Source organism: Microbacterium sp. Y832 (genome assembly GCF_057669765.1).
Window position 1 is genome coordinate 1 of sequence record NZ_JBYHFM010000001.1, and the last position, 22753, is coordinate 22753.

A 22753-nucleotide genomic window follows, 5' to 3' on the forward strand; every position below is an offset into this window, starting at 1 on the left:
GAAAGGGCCACCCAATGCTGGGTGGCCCTTTCGCGTTTTAGGGGTAGTTTTCCGCGAGCAGCTCCGCGTTGACGGCGCTCACTGAAATTCCCCAGTTGTGCTCATCGAAATTCCCTACTCCGGGTCGCTTCCGTTCGTGAGGGCGGGCCTCCCTCGAAGTCGTGCCGATTTAGTGCGTAGCGCTCCGGTCGAGTGAGTCGAGGATTTCCTGTGCGTTGGCTCCGGGCGGCGTGGTCGCGGTGATCTCGTTCCCGCCGATGCTGATGCTGACGTCGCCGAGTGGTCGGAGGCTGCGGATGATCTTGCGGACGCTGGCCGCGGTGGCCTCTTGTAGGTGGCGTGAGACGGCGAGGGCGGTGCACACGATCGTGAGGTGTGCGTGGATCGAATCCCGTTCGTGGTGGAACATTAGTCGCGCGCAGGTCGGTCTTCGCCATCCGGAACGACCGCTCGACCCGGAACAGCTCCTGATACGCCGCGACGACCTCACCACCGGGGAGCCGGACCTGGAGGATGTTCGTGACGTACCCTTTCAGGCCGGCGAGCTGCCGGGCGCGGTCGATGAGGACCTGGTCGACGGCGGGGCGGGTGCCGGTGAGCTTGACGAAGCGGTCCTTCTTGAGCGGCCGCACGTCATGGCTCGGCTTGGATGCTCGGCGCGCTCGGGTCAGCGTCGGGCGGTTACCCCGAGGACAGATGAGATCGTCTCTGCGGGCATCGTGTGGAGAGGGAGGGAGTGCCTGCCTTCATTTCGGGGGCAAACGTCGTCGAGCCACGAGGTTAACTCCGAGCGACGGTCTCGGAGGTAGGGCTGCAAGGTTGGTAAGTCTGCCAGCTCGCGAGCATCGATATCGAGGGGCACGAGTCCTGTTGCCTGCGAAACGCCGAGCCTGCTGGCCCAGAGGACAGCTTCTGAGTGAAGATTCTGCGATTCGTCGCCCTCGCTCGTTGGCCCGTTTTCAGGCAATCCGACCCTTGTCCCATATCCCCTACTCTGCAGAACCCAGAGGGCAGCTGCGAGACCTCGGGCGGTCGGGAAATATGCTCTCCGCGTGGCCATGCGTGTCACGCTACGCCGCCTCAAGGCAAGGAAGAGGGGGGAGATCTGGCGTCAGCAGTGGTACACAGCCCCTTGATTGCTTCATCCTGATCCTGTCGCGGATGAGCGCCTGCGGAACGGGGGAAATGATGAAGAAGTCCAGGATCTCAGTTGCAATCATCGCGACGGCGACGGCGACGGCGACGGCGACGGCGACGGCGACGGCGGCGGCCGTGTGCGGGGTGCTTCTTGGCTCGTCCGCCGTATTCGCCGATGAGTCAGTCGATACAAGACTGTCATAGCCCTCGTGGTCGCTGTGGGCGACGGCGAGATTCCTGAAGATGCAGCCTCTGTGGAGGCCGTCCTCGCGTGTGATGAGTTCACCGGCGACGTTCTGGCATACGCCCAGGAGCGCGGCTACTGCCCGACGCCCAGCAAGGGAGGGCCGACTACCTATGCGGTGCAGACATATAACTGCGGAACAGCCTGGATCGAGGGATACAACCGGGGCGCGCGCGGGCGAATGTATGTCAACTACGGGTTCAGCTCTAGCCAAGGCGTCGTCGTCCACCGAACCCTCACGGTCGGAACCGACCTCGCCATAGGGTGGAACGACAGCGCCGCGATGTGGAGCGCCGGTGACGATTCAGGCGACCGGTATGTCGGCATCGGGTCGCCAGGCTGGCACTCGGCGTCGTACTCGGGCGCTGTCACGTTGGTCTGGGGCGGATGGTGCACGATTCCCACGATCACCGACAACTTCACCATCTGACCGTGCGGACGACGTTACCCTTCAGCATCGCGGATCGGCGGCGCACTCGAGACGTATTCGTCACGCGGGGGCGTCGTTCGGGTCGAGCGTCTTGAGCATGTCCTCTTCGACGGCGTTGTCGGCTTCGAGTTCGCTTTCTGTCGTCTCGTCGCCGCCCGTCGGGGCGTCTTGTTCGATGGGCTGGTCTTCGGCGCGTCGCTCTTCATCCATGCCGTAAGGCTAGGCCTGCATCCGCGGGGCGGATAGGGGCTTGACGGGAGCTGCACGCGCGAGAAGGGGCGGGGATGCCTGACTGCGCATCCCCGCCCCTGGTCACTCTGCGGCTGACTAGCCTTCGACGGGGAACCCGACGAACGGAGCCGTTTCGGTTCCGCTGAACAAGACGCCGTCGATGGTTCCGGTCACCGTGACCGTCGCCTCACCGGCCGGAACCGACGCCAGACGCGTGTTGATCGACACCGAGACCGTCTTGCCCGGCGCAACGTTCGTGAACGTCTTGGCACCGTAGACGGTCGAGATGGTCAGGTCGACCGGAACCGAATCGTGGTTCGTCGCCGACACTGACAGGTAGACCTTGCCCGCGAGGGAGCGCGGCGTCACTTCGGCCGTGACATCCAAGCCCGCGTTCAGCGAGAAGGTGCCCTCGATGCCTGCCAGTCGGCTGGTGTAGCTCGTGAGGTACCGGCTCAGGAACGGCGCGCGCGCGCCGTGCGCTTCCTGGTCGTTCGCGGTGCTCGCCAGCGGCAGCGTCAGGGTGGGTTCGCTCACCGTGATGGTCCCGCCCGAGCCGCTGCGCGGCCAGCTGCGGGTGTAGTTCGTGCCGATGCCGACGGCGAGCTGGTGGCCCTCGAGCAGGGTCCAGTCCACGTCCTTGAGGTCGAACGTGACCGTACCGTTGGCCACCCTCGACATCTGCTCGGTGAACATCACCGCGGTGCCGTCGGGTGCGACATCCCACAGCCGCGCCAGCACGTTGCCGGTGCCGGTCGCGTTGAACGAGATCGTGGGAGTACCCGAAACGCGCGTCTCATCGTTCAGCGGGCGCGACCAGGTGTAGTAGCCGTCCGCGTCCGATGTGGTCCGCGGCGGTTCCGCGCTGCGACTGCGAGCCTGGAAGTTGCCGCTCTCGGCCTTGACGAGATCGCCCTTCGGCAGCAGGCTCGGGGCGTTCTCCATGTCGAACGTGGCAGCGCCGGCCGGGGCGGCCGTGCGGCCGTCGTCATCGACGTACGACCCGGGCTCGAGGTCGATCACGGTGGTGCGGTCGATCGCGGGCCACGAGTCCTGTGCGCGCCACGAGCCGAAGTTGTCCTGGATCAGGAACGCGGGGTCGACGACCTCGGGCTCGATGCCCTTGAGGTACTTGTCGTAGAAGCGCATGACCTCGTCGTACCAGCCCTCGCGTCCCATCTCGAGCACGCCGGCCGCGTTGCGGTCACCGCCGCGCACGTGGTCCCACGGACCGAGCCAGCCGCGCTGGGGTCCTTCGTGGTTGGTGAGGTACTCGTTGAAGTCCTCGGGCTTGGTGTTCGCTTCGGTCATGCCCTGTGTGACGAACAGCGGGACCGTCGAACCCTTGGCCTGCTCGGCCAGGTTGCGGGCGCTCCAGTACTCCGAGTCCAGACGGGGCTCCAGTGCATCCCGCAGGTTGTTCGAGAGGCATTCGGGGTGTGCGATCTCGTACGCCGCGTTGGCTTTGTACCGCGCGGTGTCATCGGCCATGCCCTGCAGCGACGCGATCCCGTTGTAGGCACGCGGGGTGCCGGTGACGTTGGAGCGCGGCACCTCGTTGCTGTACAGGTAGTTGTACATGTTCCACAGCGGCTCCTGTGCGACGACGGCCTCGAGTCCTTCGGGCTCGAGGTTCGCTCCGATGAGGCCGGTGACGGCGTCGTAGGACTTGCCGTACAGGCCGACCTTGCCGGTGGACCATTCCTGGTTCACGACCCAGTCCACTGCTGCGACCACGTCGGCCTGTTCGCCGGGTCCGGCGAAGTCGATGCAGCCCGTCGAACCGCCGTATCCGCGGAGGTCGACGTAGACGACGGTGTAGCCGCGTTCCATGAGCGATCCGCCCTCGATGAGGTCGGTGAAACGGTCCGAGGGGCCGGTGTGGGGGTGGCGGTCATTGCCGGACTGGCCGATGTGCCCGAAGTACGGACCGACCGACAGGATGATGGGGGTGGGCTGGTCGAGCGGCAGGTGAACGGGTCGAAGCACATCGGCGTGCAGTTCGACATCGCTTCCGTCCGAAGTGGAGAAGTAGTGCTCGGTCCAGGCGGCGCCTGCCGGGACTCGGCTGTTCTGGTCGCGGGTGATGCCACCCGTCAGGGGAGCGTCGACGATCGTGTCGGGCGGGGTGACGGGAACCTCGGCCGCCTGCGCGACGGCGGGGAGGCTGGCAAGGACGAGGCCCGTTGTGCAGGCCAGCGTGAGTGTTAAGCGCCTGAGGCGCACGTGTTGTGTCATGCCGTTGAGGCTATGGGGGTGCGGATGCCGGGGGGAAGGGTTGCCCGATGGCTCGTTACCCGGTCGTTACCTCCGCCGGAAACGCCGCGCGGATCGGCCGTTTCGCGATGCTGTCCGCACTGGTAGCCTCTGCGTGACCGCTGAATCGATTCACGATTCGGGTCCGCACGATGTCGGCATCTCGACGCCGACGGGGTGGCCGACGGCACGCTTGTCAAGGAGGACATGTGAACACTGCTCGCACGCGCCTGCGCGATACCCTTCGCGCGCCACTGATCGCGCTACTTGCCGCGACGCTGGCGATCACCCTCGCGGGTGTGCCGGCGCGGTCTGCGTCGGCGGTCGAAGCCGGACCCGCGCCATCCGTTCTTTCCACGAACTTTCTGCCGGCGCCGATGGGTGTCGACGCCGCCACGGCGCCGACGTTCCGGTGGAACCTCGCGCCGTCGCAGTCCCAGACCGCCTACCGTGTCGTAGTGGCGTCGTCCGAGCAGCTCCTGGGCGACGCCGCTGATGTGTGGGACTCGGGGCGGGTCGAGTCGGACCGCATCGGCGGCATCGCGTACGCGGGTCCGGAACTCGCCGAGGGCGAGCGGTACTTCTGGAGTGTCATGACGTGGGACGGGGCAGGGGTCGCGACGTCATGGGCGACGGCGGCAATGTTCGGTACAGGCCCTGGTGCCGGGTGGTCCTCTGCGGACACTGTGTGGGTGGGCGGATCCGAGAGGTGGGGGTCGGACTTCTCGCTGAGTCTGCGTGCGCGGTTCGTGCAGCGTCATGTCACCGTCGCGTTCAGAGCGACGGACGCGAACAACTACTACCTGTGGCAGTTCCGAGGTGACGGTGTCAACGAGCTCGCCGTGCACCGAAAGCTCGACGGCGACCCGTCGCCCGCCGTGCTCAAGACGGTCCCGCTCGGCGTGCAGATCGAGAACGGAGCGAGCGCGAGACTCTACGACATCCGCATCGAAGCGGAGGGTGACGTGATCCGCACCTACCTCGATGACGTCCTGGTCGACACCACCGTCGACGCGACGCTCGCCAGCGGCGGGTTCGGTTTCTACACCGGCGGCACCGAGTCCTTCGTCGTCGACGACGTGCGGATGACCGACCCGCACGGGGCCGTGCTCTACGAGAACGACTTCGAGGGGACTGGATACAACGACTTCAGCTGCGGCACCCTGACCGGGTCCGCCCTGTCCATCCCGATCGCTCAGCGTACCGGGTGCATGCACTTCGGCCCGTGGTCGGACTACGACCTCGAAGTGGACGTCAAGGTCTCGAACGTCGCGACGGGGATTCTGCTGCGGGCCGCGGACGCCCGGAACAACGTCATGTGGCAGATCCGCGGCGACAACTCCCGCATCGTGCCGCACACGAGGGTCAACGGCACCTTCACCGCGCTGCCCCACACGGTGGTGTCTCCCGCGATCGGCATCGGCACGACCAACCGCATCAAGATTTCGGCGCGAGGCGACATGTTCACGACATCCGTCAACGGCACACAGGTCGATTCGCGTGTCGTCCCCGGCGTCCGCGCCGGCGGGATCGGGTTCCGCAACGGCGGCCAGGAGGTCGGCGTTTTCTCGAACCTCCGCGTGACCAGCCCGCGCGGACAGGTCGTGTACGAGAACGCCTTCCCGAGCGGTGACTCAGCGTTCCCCTGCGGCACCGCCGAGTCAGGGGAACTGACGGTTCCGCGGTCCGCAGACTGCGTGCGCGCGGGGCAGGCGGGCGGCGCGGAGGAATGGGCGTTCCTGCGCGGCGAAGCGGCGCTCGAAGACAAGCCGGTGGCATGGGCGACCTTGTTCACCAGCGGCTCGTCGACCGCCCCGGGGCGCCAGTACGTCTATCGCATCTGGGTCAATGGAGAGTTCGTCGGTGCCGGACCGCAGCAACCCGCCGCCGACGAGAACCGATTCGGCGGGTACGACGTCACATCGCTCGTGCGTGCGGGCGAGAGCAACGCCATCGGAGCGCTCGCCCATTCGACACAGGGCCCGGGGTTCCTCGCGAAGCTCATCGTTGAATACGAGGACGGGACTCGCCAGGTTTTCGACACGGGGCGCGAGTGGACGAGCCGCGGAGGGACCGACGTCTACCCGAGCGGCGGGTCGATCGGAACGTCGTACTTCCGCGCACCGGTCGAGGACCTCGACGCGCGCGTCTACCCTTTCGGATTCGCCGAGCCCGGGTTCGACGATTCCTCCTGGGCGCGAGCGTCCGCGCGATCGACTCTGCCGCGCCTCGCACCGTCGACGACCGAGAATCTCGCCGAAGAGCTCCACGCTCCCGAGCGGATCGTGCAGAAGGGTCCGGGCCACTACTTCGTCGACTTCGGCCGCTCCTGGCTCGGCGGCGTACGGCTTCAACTGGACGGTGCCGCGGGAGCGCGCGTAGAGATCCGGTACGGCGAAGAGCTGACCGATCGCACCACCACGGCGAACACCGTGCGCTGGCAGATGCGCACCGGCAACAACTACCGCGACTATTACACGCTGTCGGGCAACGGGGAGGCGCTGCAGAATTGGGGCTTCCGGGTGTTCCGCTACGTGGAGATCATCGGGGCGCCCGAGCCTGTCACGGCAGACAACCTGCAGGCGGCCGCGCTCGTTTACCCGATGAGCGACGACGCTCAGTTCCGAGGCGACGGTGAAGCGATCGATGCGGTCTGGGAGTTGTCCCGGCACACGATCGACTCGCAGAACTTCGACATCTACGGCGACTCGTGGACGCGAGAGCGCGCGCCGTATGAAGCTGACGTGTTCATCCAGCTGCAGTCGCACATCTATCTCGATGCTGACCCGACCCTCGCGCAGTACTCGGTGGAGTACCTGTTGAGCAGGCGCACCTGGCCGACCGAATGGCCGATGTACCTGATCCTCGCCGCGCACGAACTGTGGCAGTCCACGGGGGACGAGTCGTTCACCTCCGAACACTATGACGCACTCGTGTCGAAGCTTCCCGCTCAGTACCTCGAGGAGGAGACGGGGCTCATTCGCAAGACATCGGGTTCGGACGGATGCAACAGCCGCACGGACTGCGACATCGTCGACTGGCCCGCGGGCGAGCGTGACGGGTACCAGTTCCGTCAGTACAACACCGTCGTCAACGCGCTCGCCTATCGCAGCTACCGCGACATGGCCGACATCGCCGACGCGACCGGTCACGCCGACGACGCCGTGCGCTTCGGCGCGATCGCCGATCGGCTGCGCGAGGCGATGAACACTTATCTCTACGACCGGGACGCCGGTGCATTCGATGACGGGATGGATGCCGCGAAGGTGCGCACCGGTCATCATGCGATCCACGCGAGTGTCTTCGCGCAGGCGTTCGGCGTCACAGCCGACGATCAGCGAGAGACCGTCGGTGAGTACCTGGCGGGTCGCGGCATGCAATGCAGCGTGTACTGCGCGCCCTTCCTTTTGCAGGCGCTCTATGACGGCGACCAGGGTGACGCGGCGTACGGGCTCATGACGTCGACGGGGCAGCGCAGCTGGATGAACATGATCGCGCTGGGTGCGGGTGCCACGATGGAGGCCTGGGACCCGGCACTGAAGTCGAACACCACGTTCTCGCATCCCTGGGCCTCGTCGCCGGCGTTCATGATCCCGCGCGGTGTGTTCGGAATCAGGTCGATCGAGCCGGGGTACGAGAAGTTCTCGGTCAAGCTGCAGCCGGGAGGGTTGTCCTCCGCGGACGTCAGCGTGCCCACCGTGCGCGGCTTGATCCGCGCGGCATACGCGCAGGAGGGCGGCCGGACGGATCTCGGACTTCGGGTGCCGTCGGGCTCGACCGCGGTCGTGTCCGTTCCCGTCGAGGGCGTGGGAGACGGCACTCTCTTCGTGGACCGGATCGAGACTCAGGCCGCCCGCGAGGGTGGGTACCTCGTCATCGAGGTGCCCGCTGGGTGCCATTACGTCAGCGCGTCGCGGGACAGCGACCCGAGCGCCGTCGGTGCGGCGTGCCCGGACGGCTTCGATCTCGGCGCAGAAGTGACGCCGAGGATGCTGGGCGGCAAGACGTACCTCTCCGTCTCGGCGGCGAACAACGCCACGGTGCAGGCTGACGTCGTCATCGCGACGCCGTACGGGAACAAGACGTTCACGAACGTCCAGCCCGGCACGTCGGTCAGCGTCTCGGTCAACTCGAGGCTCGCGGCGATCCCCGCGGGCGAGGTGACGATCGTCGCGACGCGCATCGCCGACGGTGAGACGGTCTCGGACACGAAGACCGTTCGGTACGCGGCGTTCCCTCCTGGGCAGTGACCGGCTCGTGCGTCGCGTCAGCCCTTGACGGCGCTGCTCGTCATCCCGGCCACAACCTGCTTCTGGAAGAGGATGCACATCACCGGCGGTGGAATCGTGATCAGCGGGATGTCCGCGAACAGCGGGTCCCACTGCGAGTTGGACGGGCTCTGGACGTTGTGACCGCTTGGAGCGCGCTGGTCACGATCCCATCACGGACTGCGCTCGACTTGACCGGGGGGATGAGCGTAAATAAGGTAGGAGTACCCGGCTGAATCGATTCACTTTCGGCCTGACCTCAAAGGGGAGGCTGCACCCGTGGCTGAGAGCAACCCGTCGCGCGAGCCCGCGCTCGTCCTCGAGCGCGTCGTGAAATCCTTCGGTGCTGTTCTCGCGCTGCGCTCGGGAAGTCTGACGCTGCACCGCGGGTCGATTCACGCGTTGATCGGAGAGAACGGCGCCGGCAAGTCGACGCTCGTCAAGATCGTCGCCGGCCTCTACCGGCGTGATTCGGGCGAGTTCCTCTTGGACGGCCAGTCGGTCGACTTCACCTCGACGGCGCAGTCGAAAGAGGCCGGAATCGCCGTGATCTACCAGGAGCCGACGTTGTTCCCCGACTTGTCGGTGACCGAGAACATCTTCATGGGGCGCCAGCCCACGAATGCCGTGGGGCGGATCGACCGCAAGGCGATGCGCGCGGAGGCCGTGCAGATCTTCCAGCGTCTGGGCGTGAGCCTTGACCCTGACCGCGTGACCGACGGCCTCTCGATCGCCGATCAGCAGATCATTGAGATCGCCAAAGCCATTTCGCTCGATGCCAAGGTGCTCATCATGGACGAGCCGACAGCGGCGCTGTCCGGCGTCGAGGTCGAGAGGCTGTTCGCCGTGGCGCGGAGCCTGCGCGACGAGGGTCGTGCGCTGTTGTTCATCTCGCACCGGTTCGACGAAGTCTTCGCCCTGTGCGACACGGTCACGGTGATGCGCGACGGCTCGTACATCGACACGACGGCAATCGCGGACACGACCGTCGACGATCTCGTGCGCCAGATGGTCGGGCGCGATGTGAACGACTTGTTCCCCAAGCTGCCCGCCGAGATGGGCGACGTCGTCCTCGAGGTCGAGGGACTGACTCGGAAGGGCGTGTTCTCCGACATCTCCTTCCACGTACGTGCGGGCGAGATCGTGGGTCTGGCAGGGCTCGTCGGCGCCGGGCGCAGCGAGGTAGCGCGCGCTGTCTTCGGCGTGGACACCTACGAGTCCGGGGTCGTCACGCTCGAGGGCAAGGTGCTCCCGAAGGGCAACCCCCGCCTCGCGACGACGCGAGGCGTCGCACTGGTACCGGAAGACCGCCGCAAGCAGGGACTCGTGCTCGACGATGGAGTGTCCCGCAACATCACACTCGCGATTCGTTCGAAGCTCGCAAGATGGGGACTCATCTGGAACGGCCTGGAGAATCAGGCTGCGAAGACGTGGGCCAGTCGCCTCGAGGTGAAGACGGCAGCCCTGGACGCCGAGGCCGGGACTCTCTCCGGAGGCAACCAGCAGAAGGTGGTGATCGGCAAGTGGCTCGCGACGGAGCCCACAGTGCTGATCGTCGACGAGCCGACCCGCGGCATCGATGTGGGAACGAAGGCCGAGGTGCATCGGCTCCTCAGCGAACTGGCACAGCAAGGGCTGGCGATCCTCATGATCTCGTCCGAACTTCCGGAGGTGCTCGGCATGGCCGACCGTGTACTCGTCATGCGCGAGGGCCGCCTGACCGGGGAGTTCCCGCGGGCAGCCGCGACGCCCGAAGCCGTCATGTTCGCAGCGACGGCGGATGCGGGGGTCGCCGCGTGAGCGCGACTCTGACACCCTCCGCCGTGAAGCCGGGGACGAGCGGCGCCGCACGGCTCGTGCGGCGCATCGCCACGGCGCGCGAGGCCGGTATCGCCATCGCGCTGATCGTGATCGTGGTCGTCGCGACCGCCGCGAATCCCACCTTCCTCTTCTCGAACGACGGTTTCCGCGACCTGCTGCTGACGCCGTCCCTGCTGCTGCTTGTGGCTGTGGGTCAGGCTTTCGTCATCATCACTCGCAGCGTCGACCTGTCGGTCGGTTCGGTCGTGGGGCTCACCGCCTACCTGACGGGCCGCTTGTTCATCGATTTCGAGGGCATCCCGCCGATCGTCGTGTTCGTGGCGGGAGTGGTGTTGGGGGGCCTCCTCGGCGCGATCAACGGACTGCTCGTGGCGTGGGCCAAAGTGCCGGCGCTGGTGATCACCCTCGGCACGATGTACATCTATCGCGGCATCAACGTGGCGTGGACCGGAAGCGATCGGATCAACGCGTCGGATCTGCCACGGGACTTCCGCGGTCTCGGAACCGACCAGCTGCTGGGGATCCCGGTCCTCACGATCATCGCCGTCGTGGTGCTGATCGCTGCGGCCTGGTATCTGCGCAACACGCGCGGTGGCCGTGAGTTCTACGCGATCGGCTCCGATCCGGCAGCCGCGCACCTCTACGGGCTGAAGGTGAACCGACGCATCATCACGGCATTCGTCGTCTCGGGCGCCCTGTCGGGTCTGGCCGGTGTGCTGTACGCAGCGCGCTACGGGACGGTCTCATCCGCAGCCGGAACCGGCTGGGAGCTGCAGGCGATCGGTGCCGCGGTGATCGGCGGCGTCGCGATCGCGGGCGGTGTCGGAACGGTGTGGGGCGCCGCCATCGGCGCGTTCCTGCTGCTCACGATCAACCGCGCCCTGCCCATCCTCGGGATCGACGACTTCTGGCAGCGCGCCGTCGTCGGCATCCTCATCATCGGATCGATCGTGCTCGACCGCGTCCTCGCGGTCCGCCAGCACCGACGACTCATTGCACAACGGGAGGAGGGCCGATGAGCGCCGTGGCCACCGAGACCACCCCGGTCCGGCTCTATCAGGCGCACGCCCGTCCGGCGTGGAGACGCATCCTTTTCACGCGCGAGTCCGCGATCATCGCGCTGCTCGTCATCGTGATCGTGGTCGCTCTGGCGACGGTGCGCAACTTCGACAGTCCGCTCACGGTCACCTACCTGCTGCGCGACGTCGCGCCGATCCTGCTGATCGCGCTGCCCATGACGTTGATCATCATCACGGAAGAGATCGACCTTTCCGTGGCATCCGTCGTCGGGCTGTCGAGTGTGATGACGGGCATCCTCACACAGGCGGGGTTGCCGTTCCCCGTCGCCGCCGTGCTGGCGATTCTCGTCGGTGCCGTAGCGGGCGCAGTGAACGGCTTTCTCATCACGGTGGTCGGGCTGCCCTCACTCGCGGTCACGATCGGCACGCTCGCGCTGTTCCGCGGGATCGCGGTGGGCCTGCTCGGCACGACGGCAATCACCGACTTCCCGGATGAGTGGACCGCCCTCGCGAAGGCGAACATCCCCGGTACGCCGATCCCGGTGGTCATCATCCCCTTCATCGTGCTGGCGATCCTGTTCGCGATCCTGCTGCACTTCACTCCGTTCGGGCGCTCGCTGTACGCGATCGGCCTCAACAAGGAGGCCGCGCACTTCTCGGGCATCGACGTCGGCCGCACCAAGTTCCTGCTGTTCGTGATGTCGGGCACCGTCTCGGGCTTCGCGGGCGTCTACTTCACGCTGCTGTACTCCAACGCGCGGGGCGACAACGCGATGGGCATGGAGCTGCAGATCATCGCCGCCGTGTTGCTGGGGGGCGTGTCGATCTTCGGCGGTCGCGGTGCGCTTCACGGTGTCATCGCCGGTGTTCTGCTGATCGGCACCCTCGGCAGCGCGCTGCGCCTTGCCGGTGTCACGAGCGACATCATCAATGTCGTCACCGGTGTTCTGCTGATCCTGTCGGTGGTGTCTGCAAGTTTCCTCGCATGGCTGCACAAGCGACGTACCGCGGCCATCGGAAAGCGAAGAGGAAGACGCGTCGCTGAGCGAGCGACAGCCGTCGACCCGACGCCGTAATCACAAACCCCGCGAGAGCTCCTCGCACCAAGGAAGGAAACAATGATGTTCGGATTGAAGCGTAAGCGGCGTGCTGGTGTTGCAGCCGCGCTGGCTCTCGGCGTGGTGCTGGTCGCGGCCGGTTGCTCGGGCGGCGACGGCGGCGGCACCTCGACCGACGGCGGCGACAGCGGCGACGGCGACGCGAACCTGACGATCACGATGCTGCCGAAGAACCTCGGCAACCCGTACTTCGACACCTCGACCGGCGGCGCCGAAGAGGCGACCGCCGAGTTCGACGGCACGTTCGAAGAGGTCGGCCCGACCGAGGCTTCGCCGACGTCGCAGGTGCAGTACATCCAGACGGCTGCCCAGCAGGGTGCGGGTGGACTCATCGTGTCGGCGAACGACCCCGAGGCGATCTGCGACGCACTCGACGAGGCGCGGTCGGCAGGCGTCAAGGTCGTCACGTTCGACTCGGACACCAACCCCGACTGCCGCGACCTGTTCATCAACCAGGCGGCCAGTGAGGGTATCGCCAGGGTCCAGGCTGAGCTGATCGCGGACCAGATCGGCGGCTCGGGTGAGATCGCTGTTCTGTCGGCGTCGGCGAACGCGACGAACCAGAACGAGTGGATCGAGTTGATGGAAGAGGAGCTCGCCGCGAGCTACCCGGACATCGAGATCGTCGAGATCGCCTACGGTGACGACGACGACCAGACGTCGTTCGACAAGACCGCCGCTCTGCTGCAGACCTACCCCGAGCTGAAGGGCATCGTCTCGCCGACCACCGTCGGTATCGCCGCTGCGGCACGTTACCTGTCGACCTCGGAGTACCAGGGCAAGGTCGCGCTGACCGGCCTGGGCACCCCGAACCAGATGCGCGAGTACGTCGAAGACGGCACCGTCAAGTCGTTCGCGCTGTGGAACCCGGCTGACCTCGGCTACCTTGCCGCGTTCGCCACGGCGGCGCTCATCACCGGCGAGATCACCGGTGCCGAGGGCGACACGTTCGAGGCCGGCAAGCTCGGCTCGTTCGAGGTCGGCCCGGACAACGGCGTGCTGCTCGGAGACCCCTTCGTCTTCGACGCCGACAACATCGGCGACTTCGACTTCTAAGTCGTCACCAACGCACGAAAGCCCGGTCTGCGTCCGCATGCCGGGCTTTCGCGTGCACCGACATCCTCGTGGGAGTGCGCGCCCCACGGGTCCGCTCGCACGAGTCCTTGACCGTGGCGTCAGGCTGCTTTATCGTTTCAATCGTGCCCGCCAAGGCACTTGGCCACCCACCCCAGGGCGATGACGCACCGCGGATGAAGAGGTGTGAACGCAATGCCGCCGTCGCCGGAAAGCCGGATCCATGCCTGACGACCTGACCCCCGTCCACTCCAGACGCCACCGCGGCCTCGTCGCGACCGCCGCTCTGAGTGTCGCGGCCCTGACCGGTGCGCTGCTCGCCCTGCCGAGCGCCGCCGCCAGCGCCGAGACGAACGCTCCCGATGCGCCCACACGCCTCACGGTCGAGGATGACGTGCAACCGCTCGGCACCGACGTGACGCCTCGCTTCGGGTGGTTGCCACAAGACGAAGACGGCAACGAAGTGCAGAGCGCCTACCGTATCCGCGTCGTCGACGACGCCGATGATGTCGTCTGGGATTCGGGCAAGGTCGCGGCATCCGATCAGTCGTACATCGACTACGGCGGCGAGGCGCTCGAGCCGGGCAGCACCTACTCCTGGACAGTACAGACCTGGGATCGCGACGATCTGGCGTCGCCGTGGGCAGAAGAGGCGAGCTTCGACACCGGCCTCGGCGATGGCGACTGGGGCGGGGCGGAGTGGATCCGTCGCGAGCCCGGCAACCCCGACGCATCTTCGCTCAGCATCATCGACGGCAAGGGCCGCGTGAGCGGCGGCGACGTCACGCTCGTCAAGACCGGTGCCGACTGGACCGACTACGTCGTCACGATGGACGTCACGCCGATCACCCGCGCCGCGGCCCTCGTCTTCCGCGGCAGCGGCGACCGCAACGGGTACATGTGGCAGCTGCACGCCAACGACAACGCACTGAAGACCCACCGCATGATCGCCGGCGGCTTCCCCACCGACGCGCGTCGTTCGGTGCCGCTCACGATCGACACGCAGATCACCTACCGGACGAGCATCCGGATCGAGGGACAGGCCTTCACGACGAGCATCAACGGCGAGGTCGTCGACACCTGGACCGATGCGTCGAACACGGGCTCGACGCAGGGCACGATCGGGCTGCGCATGGCCAGCGGCGAGGTGGCCGACTTCGACAACATCCGAGTCACGTCGCTCGACGGCAGTCAGGTGCTGTTCGCCGAGAACTTCGACGGCGCCCTCGACCAGTGGGTCCGAGGCACGACGAACCGCGAAGCCGACGAGTACACGCTCGCGCGCACGGCTGTCGACCTCCCCGAGGGCGAGATCGTTCGGGCACGCAGCTACCTCGCGGCAAGCCACACGGCTGAGCTCTACCTCAACGGCGAGACCGCTGATCGCGTGAGCAACTTCGGCTACCCGGGCGAGGGCTACTACCACGTCGCCGACGTGACGTCGCTGGTCGAGCCGGGCGAAGAACTCGCGATCGGGGCGATGCTGCACTGGTTCAGCAGCGGCCAGGGTCGCGCTGGGGTCGAACCGGGCCTGCTCGCGCGCATCGTCGTCGAATACGCGGATGGGTCGGAGTTCGTCGTCGTCACCGACGACTCGTGGAACGTGCGCCGGGGGCCGTACCGCATGGTCGGCACGCGCAACGGCGAGGGACTCTACATCGAACACCTCGAGGGCCCCGCCGTCGCGGCGATCGGCGAATGGAAGCAGCCGTCGTACGACGACAGCGACTGGGCCGACGCGGTCGTGCTCGGTGAGCACCCCACGGGTCCCTGGACGACCCTCGAGGGCGACATCACCCGCATGAGCGAGACCGTGGTGCATCCCGAGCAGATCCTCATCGCCCAGGACGGCACCCCGGTCGCCGACTTCGGTGTCGTCATCCCCGCGCGACCCGCCGTGACCTTCGAGAACGGCCAGGCAGGTCGAGTGATCCCGATCCGCGGGAGCCTCGGTCTCGCCCCGAACGGACGCGTCTCGACCGCCGGCGTGGACACGCAGGGCACCAACATGTCGTGGCCCTATACCCAGGTCGCCGGCGCCCAGCGGTACGAGGCGTTCGGTCACCTGGCGTTCCGCTACCTCGAGATCCCGGATGCCGGTGAACCGATCACGACCGAGGATGTGACGGCGACGATCGTGCACGTCGATTACCCCGAGGACGGCGCGGCGACGTTCGAAAGCTCGAACCCGACATTGAACGCCGTCTGGGACCTCATGGATCGGTCGCTGCGCTACTCGGTGCAGGAGACATTCGTGGACACCCCCACGCGTGAGCAAGGCCAGTTCCTGCACGACACGATCAGTATCTCCGACGGGCTCATGGCGACTCAGTTCGAGCGCAACGCCACGCGCAAGGCGATCCGCGAGTTCATGCTGAGCCAGGAACGCTGGTGGAGCGCGACGCTCGCCGACAGCGGCCGCTACAACGCGGTCTATCCCAACGGCGACGGCAAGCGCGACATCCCCGACTTCACTCAGGTGGTGCCGGACTGGATCTGGCAGTACTACCACGAGACGGGCGACCGTGAACTGCTCGAGGACGTGTACGACAACATCAGCGCGACGGCGGACTACGTGCGTCGTCACATCCCGACCGAAGGGCCGACTGCGGGACTGGTCACACGCCTCACCGGCGGCAGCGGTCAGTACAACCACGGCATCGTGGACTGGCCCGCGCACGGCCGCTTCGGGTACGACATGGGGGCAGCGGCCCGCACGACCGTCAACGCCCTCGGCGTGAACGTGCTGCGAAAGGTCGCGCTCGTCGCCGAGGCGCTCGAACGCCCCGCCGACGAAGTGCAGGCGTACCGAACCGACGCCGATGCTCTCGCCCAGCGCATGAACGAGACGCTCCGCGGCGAGGACGGCATCTACGTAGACGGCCTGGCGGCCGACGGCACGCAGTCCGCACACGCCGGTCAGCACTCGACGTCGTATGCGATCGCGTTCGGCATCGCGCCCGAAGAGGACCTGCCCGCCCTCGGCGCGCACATCGCCTCGATGGGCATGAAGCAGGGTCCGATGACGTCGCACTTCCTGCTCGCCGCGCTCGCCGCGTCGGGGCAGGGTGAGGGGATGCTCAACCTGCTGACGAACGAAGACGACTTCGGCTGGGCGCAGTGGCTCAAGCAGGGCGGCACGTTCACCCCGGAGGCATGGGAACTGAGCGGTTCGGCCAACAGCGGCTCGCATGGCTGGGGTGCGCAGGGCGTCGTCGACATCCTCGATTCGGTGCTGGGCATCGCGGTCACGGATGCCGGTGCCTCCCGCATCCGGATCAGTGTTCCCGACACGGGACTCCAGCATGCGGAGGGCTCGCAGGTCACGCAGCGTGGCCGGGTGTCGTCCTCGTGGACCCGTCAGGGCAACAACGTGACCCTGAGCGCGACGATCCCGGTCAACGTGTCGGCGATCGTCGAGGTGCCGAACGGGGTGGGCATCGACTATGCGATCGACGGTCCCGATGGCGCGACGGCTGAGTCGCTGGGTGTCGAAGGCGGCATCGAGCGCTTCCGTGTCGGGTCGGGCACGTGGGTGTTCACCGGGGTCGAGCGTCTGCCGGCGTCGGTCGATGTGGCGCAGCGCACGCTCGCCGGCAAGGCGTACTTGTCGGTGTCGGTGACCAACGATGCGGACGTTCCGGTGGATGTGTCAGTGGCCACGCTGTACGGGAAGAAGTCGTTCACACAGGTCGCATCAGGCGCCTCGGTATCGGTGTCGGTGAACACGAGGCTGGCCGAAGTGCCCGCGGGCGAGGCCACGGTCGAGGTCGCGGGTGTCATGGACGGTGTGTCCGTGAGCGAAACGAAGACGGTGCCCTACGGCGCCTTCTCCGTCCAACGCTGACCCTCGGCTCGCGAGACTGCAACAGGGCGCCGAGAGCGCGGGTGGGACCCCCGGTTTCGGCGACCGTTGCAGCCTCTCCGCCGGTGATGGGCGTTGACAGTGGGTGGCCGCGGCCAATAGCTTTGCCTGACTCGGCTCCAGCTGCGGGAGATCCAGGATGTTCCTGGGGACGCCCCGATGCAGCGCTCGTCGAACGCTCAAAGGAGAGACGATGTCGATGATTGCACGATGGCGCCGGACGGCGATGGCGGGGGCGATCGGAATCGCGAGTTGCGCACTGGTTCTCGGTGGCACGACAGCGGCGACGGCGGCTCCATCTCACGCGATGGTCGCCGAGGTGGCGGCGCCCGATCTTGTGAGCGTCAACCTCACTCAGCGGATCCTCGCGGGCAACGTCTTCTTGTCGATCACGGCCACGAACGTCTCGTCGACCCCCGTCGACATCGTCTTTTCGACCGTCTACGGCGGCCCGACTTTCGCCGCCGTCGCGCCGGGCCGGACCGTCGCAGCGTCGATCAACACCCGCCTCACGATCATCCCGCCCGGATTCGCCACGATCACGGCGACGAGTGGCACCGCGAGCGAGACCGAGACCGTGCCCTACGGCGGGTACCCGGTCGAGGTCGTGCCGCGCATTCTCGCCGGTGATGTCTACCTGTCTGTGACGGCGACGAACACGCTCGCGGTGCCCGCCGACATCGTCGTCACGACGGCCTATGGTGGCAAGACCTTCCGTGGCGTCGCACCCGGGGACTCGGTCGCGGCGAGCATCAACTCGCGCCTCGCCGCCGTGCCTGCCGGAGCGGTCACCATCGCGACGAACGCCGGCAGCACGTCGGTCACGCGGACCGCGCCGTACGCGGCATACCCCGGGCAGTAGTCAGCGGGCCGGGTCGTAACGCCTCGGTGCGTGCGTGCGCGCGACGAGGTCGCGCAGCGTCTCCAGCGAGCCCGCCACGAGCCCCGCGGCCCTGGCCTGCACCAGGATGTTGCCGAGCGCCGTCGCCTCGACGGGCCCTGCCAGCACCGGCAGGCCCGAACGGTCGGCCGTGCGCTGGCACAGCAGCTCGTTGAGCGCGCCACCCCCGACGATATGGATCGTGCGCACGTCGACGCCGCCGATGCGGGCGGCTCGGCGAGATGCGTCGGCGAACGCCTGGGCCAGCGATTCGACGATCGACCGGGCGTACTCCGCCCGCGAGCGCGGGGGAGCGACGCCGTGCTCATCGAACCACGCGTCGATCCGTGCGGGCATGTCGCCGGGCGGCATGAAGCGCGGGTCGTTGACGTCGAAGACGGGCACGTCGCCCGAGACGTCTTCGGCCGCGTCGAGCAGTGACGCAAGGTCGATGCGTTCACCGGCGCGCTCCCACGTGCGCACGGTCTCGCTCAGCACCCACAGACCCATCACGTTGTGCAGCAGTCGCACGCGGCCATCGACGCCGCCCTCGTTGGTGAAGTTCGCCGCGAGAGCCTCGGGCGACAGCACCGGGCGGTCGACCTCGACGCCGACCAGGCCCCACGTTCCGCACGAGATGTACGCGGCGGCATCCGCTTGCATCGGCACCGCCACGACCGCCGATGCGGTGTCATGCGAGCCGACCGCGGTCACGGACACGCCCTCGGGTGCGCCGATCGACGCGGCGACCCGCTCCGACAGAGCGCCCAGGCGCTCGCCGGGAGCGATGAGCGGGGGAAGAATGCCGCGCGGCACGCCTGCAGCCGCCAGCAGGTCGGCCGCCCAGTCGCCGTCGCGGAGCAGCCCGGTCGTCGAGGCGTTCGTCAGCTCGGCGCGGGCGATGCCGGTCAGCCAGTAGCCGATGAGGTCGGGCACGAGCAACGCCGCGTCGGCGAACTCGAGCACGTCGCGCGGCTCGGCGGCGAACTGATAGAGCGAGTTGAACGGGAGGAACTGCAGGCCGTTGCGGGCGAAGAGCTCGGCGTGCGGCATCCGCTCGTGAACCGCCGTGACACCGCGCTCGGTGCGCGCATCGCGGTAGTGGAACGGCTCACCCAACAGGCGCCCATCGCGCAGCAGACCGTAGTCGACGGCCCACGAGTCCACCCCGATGGTGCGGATGCCGGGAGCCTGGCGGAACGCTTCGCGCAGCCCGTTCAGGGCACTGCCGTACAGCCCCAGAATGTTCCAGTGCAGCCCGTCCGAGGTCTGCACGGGGTCGTTCGCGAACCGTGCGACCTGCGTGAGCTCGAGCGTGTCGGTGCCGACGTGACCGACGACGACACGGCCGCTCGTGGCGCCGAGGTCGACGGCGGCGACCGTGCCCGTCGTGCTCATCGCAGGAATGCCGCGGCGACGCCGGAGTCGACCGGGATGTGCAGGCCGGTCGTACGGCTCAGCTCGGGTCCGGTGAGGACGTACACGGCGTCGGCCACGTTCTCGGGCACGACCTCGCGCTTGAGGATCGTGCGGTTGGCGTAGAACTGACCCAGGTCCTGCTCGGCGACGCCGTAGGTCGCGGCGCGGTTCGCGCCCCAGCCGCTGGCGAAGATGCCGGAGCCTCGCACGACGCCGTCGGGGTTGATGCCGTTGACCTTCACGCCGTGCTCACCGAGCTCGACCGCGAGGAGCCGTACCTGGTGGGCCTGGTCGGCCTTCGTCGCGGAGTAGGCGATGTTGTTGGGACCCGCGAAGACGGAGTTCTTCGACGAGATGTAGATGACGTCGCCGCCCATGCCCTGCTCGATGAGCGCCTTCGCGGCGGCTTTCGAGACGAGGAACGAGCCCTTCGCCATGACGTCGTGCTGCAGGTCCCAGTCCTTCTCGGTGGTCTCCAGCAGCGGCTTCGAGAGCGACAGGCCCGCGTTGTTGACGACGAGGTCGATGCCGCCGAATGCCAGCACGGTCGCGTCGATCGCCGCCTGGACGCCGTCGGCGTCGGCGACGTTCGCGGCGACGCCGATCGCGACGTCGGTGTTGCCGAGCTCGGCGGCCACGGCCTGCGCCTTCTCGAGGTCGAGGTCGGCGACGACGACGCACGCACCCTCGGCGGCGAGACGGGTGGCGATGGCCTTGCCGATCCCGGATGCCGCACCCGTCACGAACGCGATGCGGCCCTGGTGCGTCTTGGGCTTGGGCATGCGCTGCAGCTTGGCCTCTTCGAGAGCCCAGTACTCGATGCGGAACTTCTCGGCATCAGAGATGGGAGCGTACGTCGACAGCGACTCGGCGCCACGCATGACGTTGATCGCGTTGACGTAGAACTCGCCGGCGACACGTGCCGTCTGCTTGTTCGCGCCGTACGAGAACATGCCGACACCGGGCACGAGAACAATGAGCGGGTCGGCGCCGCGGATCGCGGGGGAGTCTGTCGAAGCGTGGGCGTCGTAGTACGCCTGGTAGTCCTTGCGGTACTGCTCGTGCAGCTCTTTGAGGCGCGCGATGGAGTCTTCGATCGACGCATCTGCGGCGAGGTCGAGCAGCATCGGCTTGACCTTGGTGCGCAGGAAGTGGTCGGGGCAGCTCGTGCCGAGCTCGGCGAGAGCGGGTGCCTTCTCGGACGCGAGGAAGTCCAGGACGACATCGGAGTCGGTGAAGTGGCCGACCATGGGCTTGTCGGTCGACGCGAGGCCGCGGATCGTGGGGGCCAGAGCCGCCGCTTTCGCACGGCGCTCCGTCTCGGGGAGGGCGGCGAATCCGGCGCGGACACCACCGAACGGCTCGGCCTTGCCGTTCTCATCGAGGTACTTCTGTGCCGTTTCGATGATCCACAGCGAGTTCGCCTCCGCCTCGTCGGACGTGTCGCCCCACGCGGTGATGCCGTGGCCGCCGAGGATCGTGCCGATCGCCTGCGGGTTCTTCGCCTTGATCTCGGCGATGTCCAGACCCAGCTGGAATCCGGGGCGACGCCACGGGACCCAGACGACCTTGTCTTCGAAGATCGTGGCCGTGAGCTCTTCGCCGTCAGCTGCAGTCGCGATCGCGATGCCCGAATCCGGATGCAGATGGTCGACGTGCGCCGCATCGACGAGGCCGTGCATCGCCGTGTCGATCGACGGGGCGGCACCGCCCTTGCCGTGCAGGCAGTAGTCGAACGCTGCGACCATCTCATCCTCGCGGTCCACACCGGGATACACGTCGACGAGCGAGCGGAATCGGTCCAGGCGCAGCACCGCGAGACCCGTCTCGGTCAGGGTGCCCAGGTCACCGCCCGAGCCCTTGACCCACAGCAGCTCGACGGGCTCTCCCGTGACGGGGTCGATTTCGGCCCCCTTGGCCGACGTGTTGCCGCCGGCGTAGTTGGTGTTGCGGGCGTCGGCACCGAGGCGGTTGCTGCGTGCGATCAGCTGTGCGGGAATCGAGTCGGTCATCACGGAGCCTCCAGTACGCGGATGTTCATTCGTGTGAAGTATGACAAGAAATGATCAAGCCTGCAATGGTCAGCGCAGGTCGACCACATCGCGCAGCGCGCGCAACCGCTCGTCTGTCGGGTCGAGCTCCGTCACCAGAAGATCGATCTGCTCCCAGTCGAAGCTGCGGGCGACATCGCGTTCACTGATCTTCGATGAGTCCAGGAGAAGCACGATGCGCTCCGCGGCGCGGGCGAACTCCTGCTTCACCTGAGCTTCGGACAGCGACACATCCATCGATCCGAGCTCGGCGTGCACCCCGCTCGCGCTCGTGAAGAAGGTGGAGTAGCTCATCGATGCCGCCGCCCGGCAGGCGAGCGGCCCGACGAGGCTGTCGGTAGAGGCTTCGGCCTGGCCGCCCGTGAGCAGAGCGTTCACAGAACCGGCGCGACGCACGGCGGAGAAGTTCTCCCAGGAGTTCGTGGCAACCGTCAGCTCGTCGGTGCCGGTGAGGGTGGCCGCGAGCGCTCCCACCGTCGTCGACGCATCCATCGCGATCGCGCCGGCGCGCGGCACGAGGTCGGCGGCCTTGCGGGCGATGAGCGCCTTCGCGTCGCGCTGCAGATTGCTGCGCACGCCGAACCTCTGCGGTCCCGGAGCGGTGATCGCGCCCCCACGCACGCGGCGCACCAGGCCTGAGGTCTCGAGTTCGAGCAGGTCTCGGCGGATCGTCATGGCCGACACGTCGAATGCCGCCGCCGCTTCGGTGAGGCTCACTGCTCCCTGTTCCTCCACGAGGTGGGCCAGGGCCTGCCGTCGCCTCTCGCTGTCCAGGGAGCTCGTGGTCGACATGACGTCGACATTGCTCCATCAGCGGTCATCGCACAACTTCTGGATGCATCCGACGTACTTGTTGCATCGCACGAGCGCCTTTGCTAGATTCACTGAATCACAAAAGGTTCAATGAACCCAAGTGCAGCCTGAGAGACAGCGACGTCGA

At 67.2% G+C, this 22753-nt stretch carries 13 protein-coding genes and 1 pseudogene; 7 read left to right on the forward strand and 7 right to left on the reverse strand.

Going from position 1 to position 22753, the window contains the following annotated elements; translation table 11 throughout:
* Positions 1-169 precede the first annotated feature (169 nt).
* From AC25YV_RS00005 to AC25YV_RS00020, 4 genes and pseudogenes are all read right to left on the reverse strand, one after another.
* Positions 170-629 (reverse strand): annotated as a pseudogene (locus tag AC25YV_RS00005) (IS1634 family transposase); the annotation flags it as partial.
* A gap of 441 nt (positions 630-1070) precedes the next feature.
* The gene (locus tag AC25YV_RS00010) at positions 1071-1610 is read right to left on the reverse strand and encodes a hypothetical protein (RefSeq protein WP_488121777.1); all 540 of its coding nucleotides are present in this window, start codon (positions 1608-1610) and stop codon (positions 1071-1073) included.
* Positions 1611-1871: 261 nt separating this feature from the next.
* Positions 1872-2021, reverse strand: a complete 150-nt coding sequence (locus tag AC25YV_RS00015; protein ID WP_488121778.1) for a hypothetical protein — start codon at positions 2019-2021, stop codon at positions 1872-1874.
* Positions 2022-2138: 117 nt separating this feature from the next.
* Positions 2139-4280 carry a CocE/NonD family hydrolase gene (locus AC25YV_RS00020; RefSeq protein ID WP_488121779.1) on the reverse strand — a complete coding sequence of 714 codons (2142 nt, stop codon included), beginning with the start codon at positions 4278-4280 and terminating at the stop codon, positions 2139-2141.
* 227 nt (positions 4281-4507) lie between these two features.
* Between AC25YV_RS00020 and AC25YV_RS00025 the strand changes: the two genes are divergently transcribed.
* The 7 genes from AC25YV_RS00025 to AC25YV_RS00055 all read left to right on the forward strand — a co-directional run bounded on the left by AC25YV_RS00025 (position 4508) and on the right by AC25YV_RS00055 (position 18325).
* Positions 4508-8548, forward strand: coding sequence for a family 78 glycoside hydrolase catalytic domain (locus tag AC25YV_RS00025; RefSeq protein ID WP_488121780.1), 4041 nt, complete (start codon positions 4508-4510; stop codon positions 8546-8548).
* 297 nt (positions 8549-8845) lie between these two features.
* Positions 8846-10366 (forward strand): sugar ABC transporter ATP-binding protein, encoded by a 1521-nt coding sequence (locus AC25YV_RS00030; RefSeq protein WP_488121781.1) that lies wholly within the window; start codon positions 8846-8848, stop codon positions 10364-10366.
* Complete coding sequence (locus AC25YV_RS00035) at positions 10363-11406, forward strand: ABC transporter permease (protein ID WP_488121782.1); 1044 nt, start codon at positions 10363-10365, stop codon at positions 11404-11406. Before AC25YV_RS00030 ends, AC25YV_RS00035 begins: the two co-directional genes overlap by 4 nt.
* Positions 11403-12482, forward strand: coding sequence for an ABC transporter permease (locus AC25YV_RS00040; protein ID WP_488121783.1), 1080 nt, complete (start codon positions 11403-11405; stop codon positions 12480-12482). The genes AC25YV_RS00035 and AC25YV_RS00040 overlap by 4 nt, the downstream gene beginning before the upstream one ends.
* A gap of 45 nt (positions 12483-12527) precedes the next feature.
* Positions 12528-13580 (forward strand): rhamnose ABC transporter substrate-binding protein, encoded by a 1053-nt coding sequence (rhaS, locus tag AC25YV_RS00045; RefSeq protein ID WP_488122279.1) that lies wholly within the window; start codon positions 12528-12530, stop codon positions 13578-13580.
* A gap of 241 nt (positions 13581-13821) precedes the next feature.
* On the forward strand, positions 13822-17445 hold the full coding sequence (locus tag AC25YV_RS00050; RefSeq protein WP_488121784.1) for a family 78 glycoside hydrolase catalytic domain: 3624 nt from the start codon (positions 13822-13824) through the stop codon (positions 17443-17445).
* Between the two features lie 211 nt (positions 17446-17656).
* The gene (locus AC25YV_RS00055) at positions 17657-18325 is read left to right on the forward strand and encodes a hypothetical protein (RefSeq protein WP_488121785.1); all 669 of its coding nucleotides are present in this window, start codon (positions 17657-17659) and stop codon (positions 18323-18325) included.
* On the opposite strand, the gene AC25YV_RS00060 is transcribed toward AC25YV_RS00055, so the two are convergent.
* The 3 genes from AC25YV_RS00060 to AC25YV_RS00070 form a co-directional block, all read right to left on the reverse strand.
* Complete coding sequence (locus AC25YV_RS00060; protein ID WP_488121786.1) at positions 18326-19741, reverse strand: rhamnulokinase; 1416 nt, start codon at positions 19739-19741, stop codon at positions 18326-18328.
* Positions 19738-21774: a bifunctional aldolase/short-chain dehydrogenase gene (locus AC25YV_RS00065; RefSeq protein WP_488121787.1), complete on the reverse strand. Its 2037-nt coding sequence runs from the start codon at positions 21772-21774 to the stop codon at positions 19738-19740. Before AC25YV_RS00065 ends, AC25YV_RS00060 begins: the two co-directional genes overlap by 4 nt.
* Positions 21775-21843: 69 nt before the next feature.
* Positions 21844-22605 carry a DeoR/GlpR family DNA-binding transcription regulator gene (locus AC25YV_RS00070; RefSeq protein WP_488121788.1) on the reverse strand — a complete coding sequence of 254 codons (762 nt, stop codon included), beginning with the start codon at positions 22603-22605 and terminating at the stop codon, positions 21844-21846.
* Positions 22606-22753 lie beyond the last annotated feature (148 nt).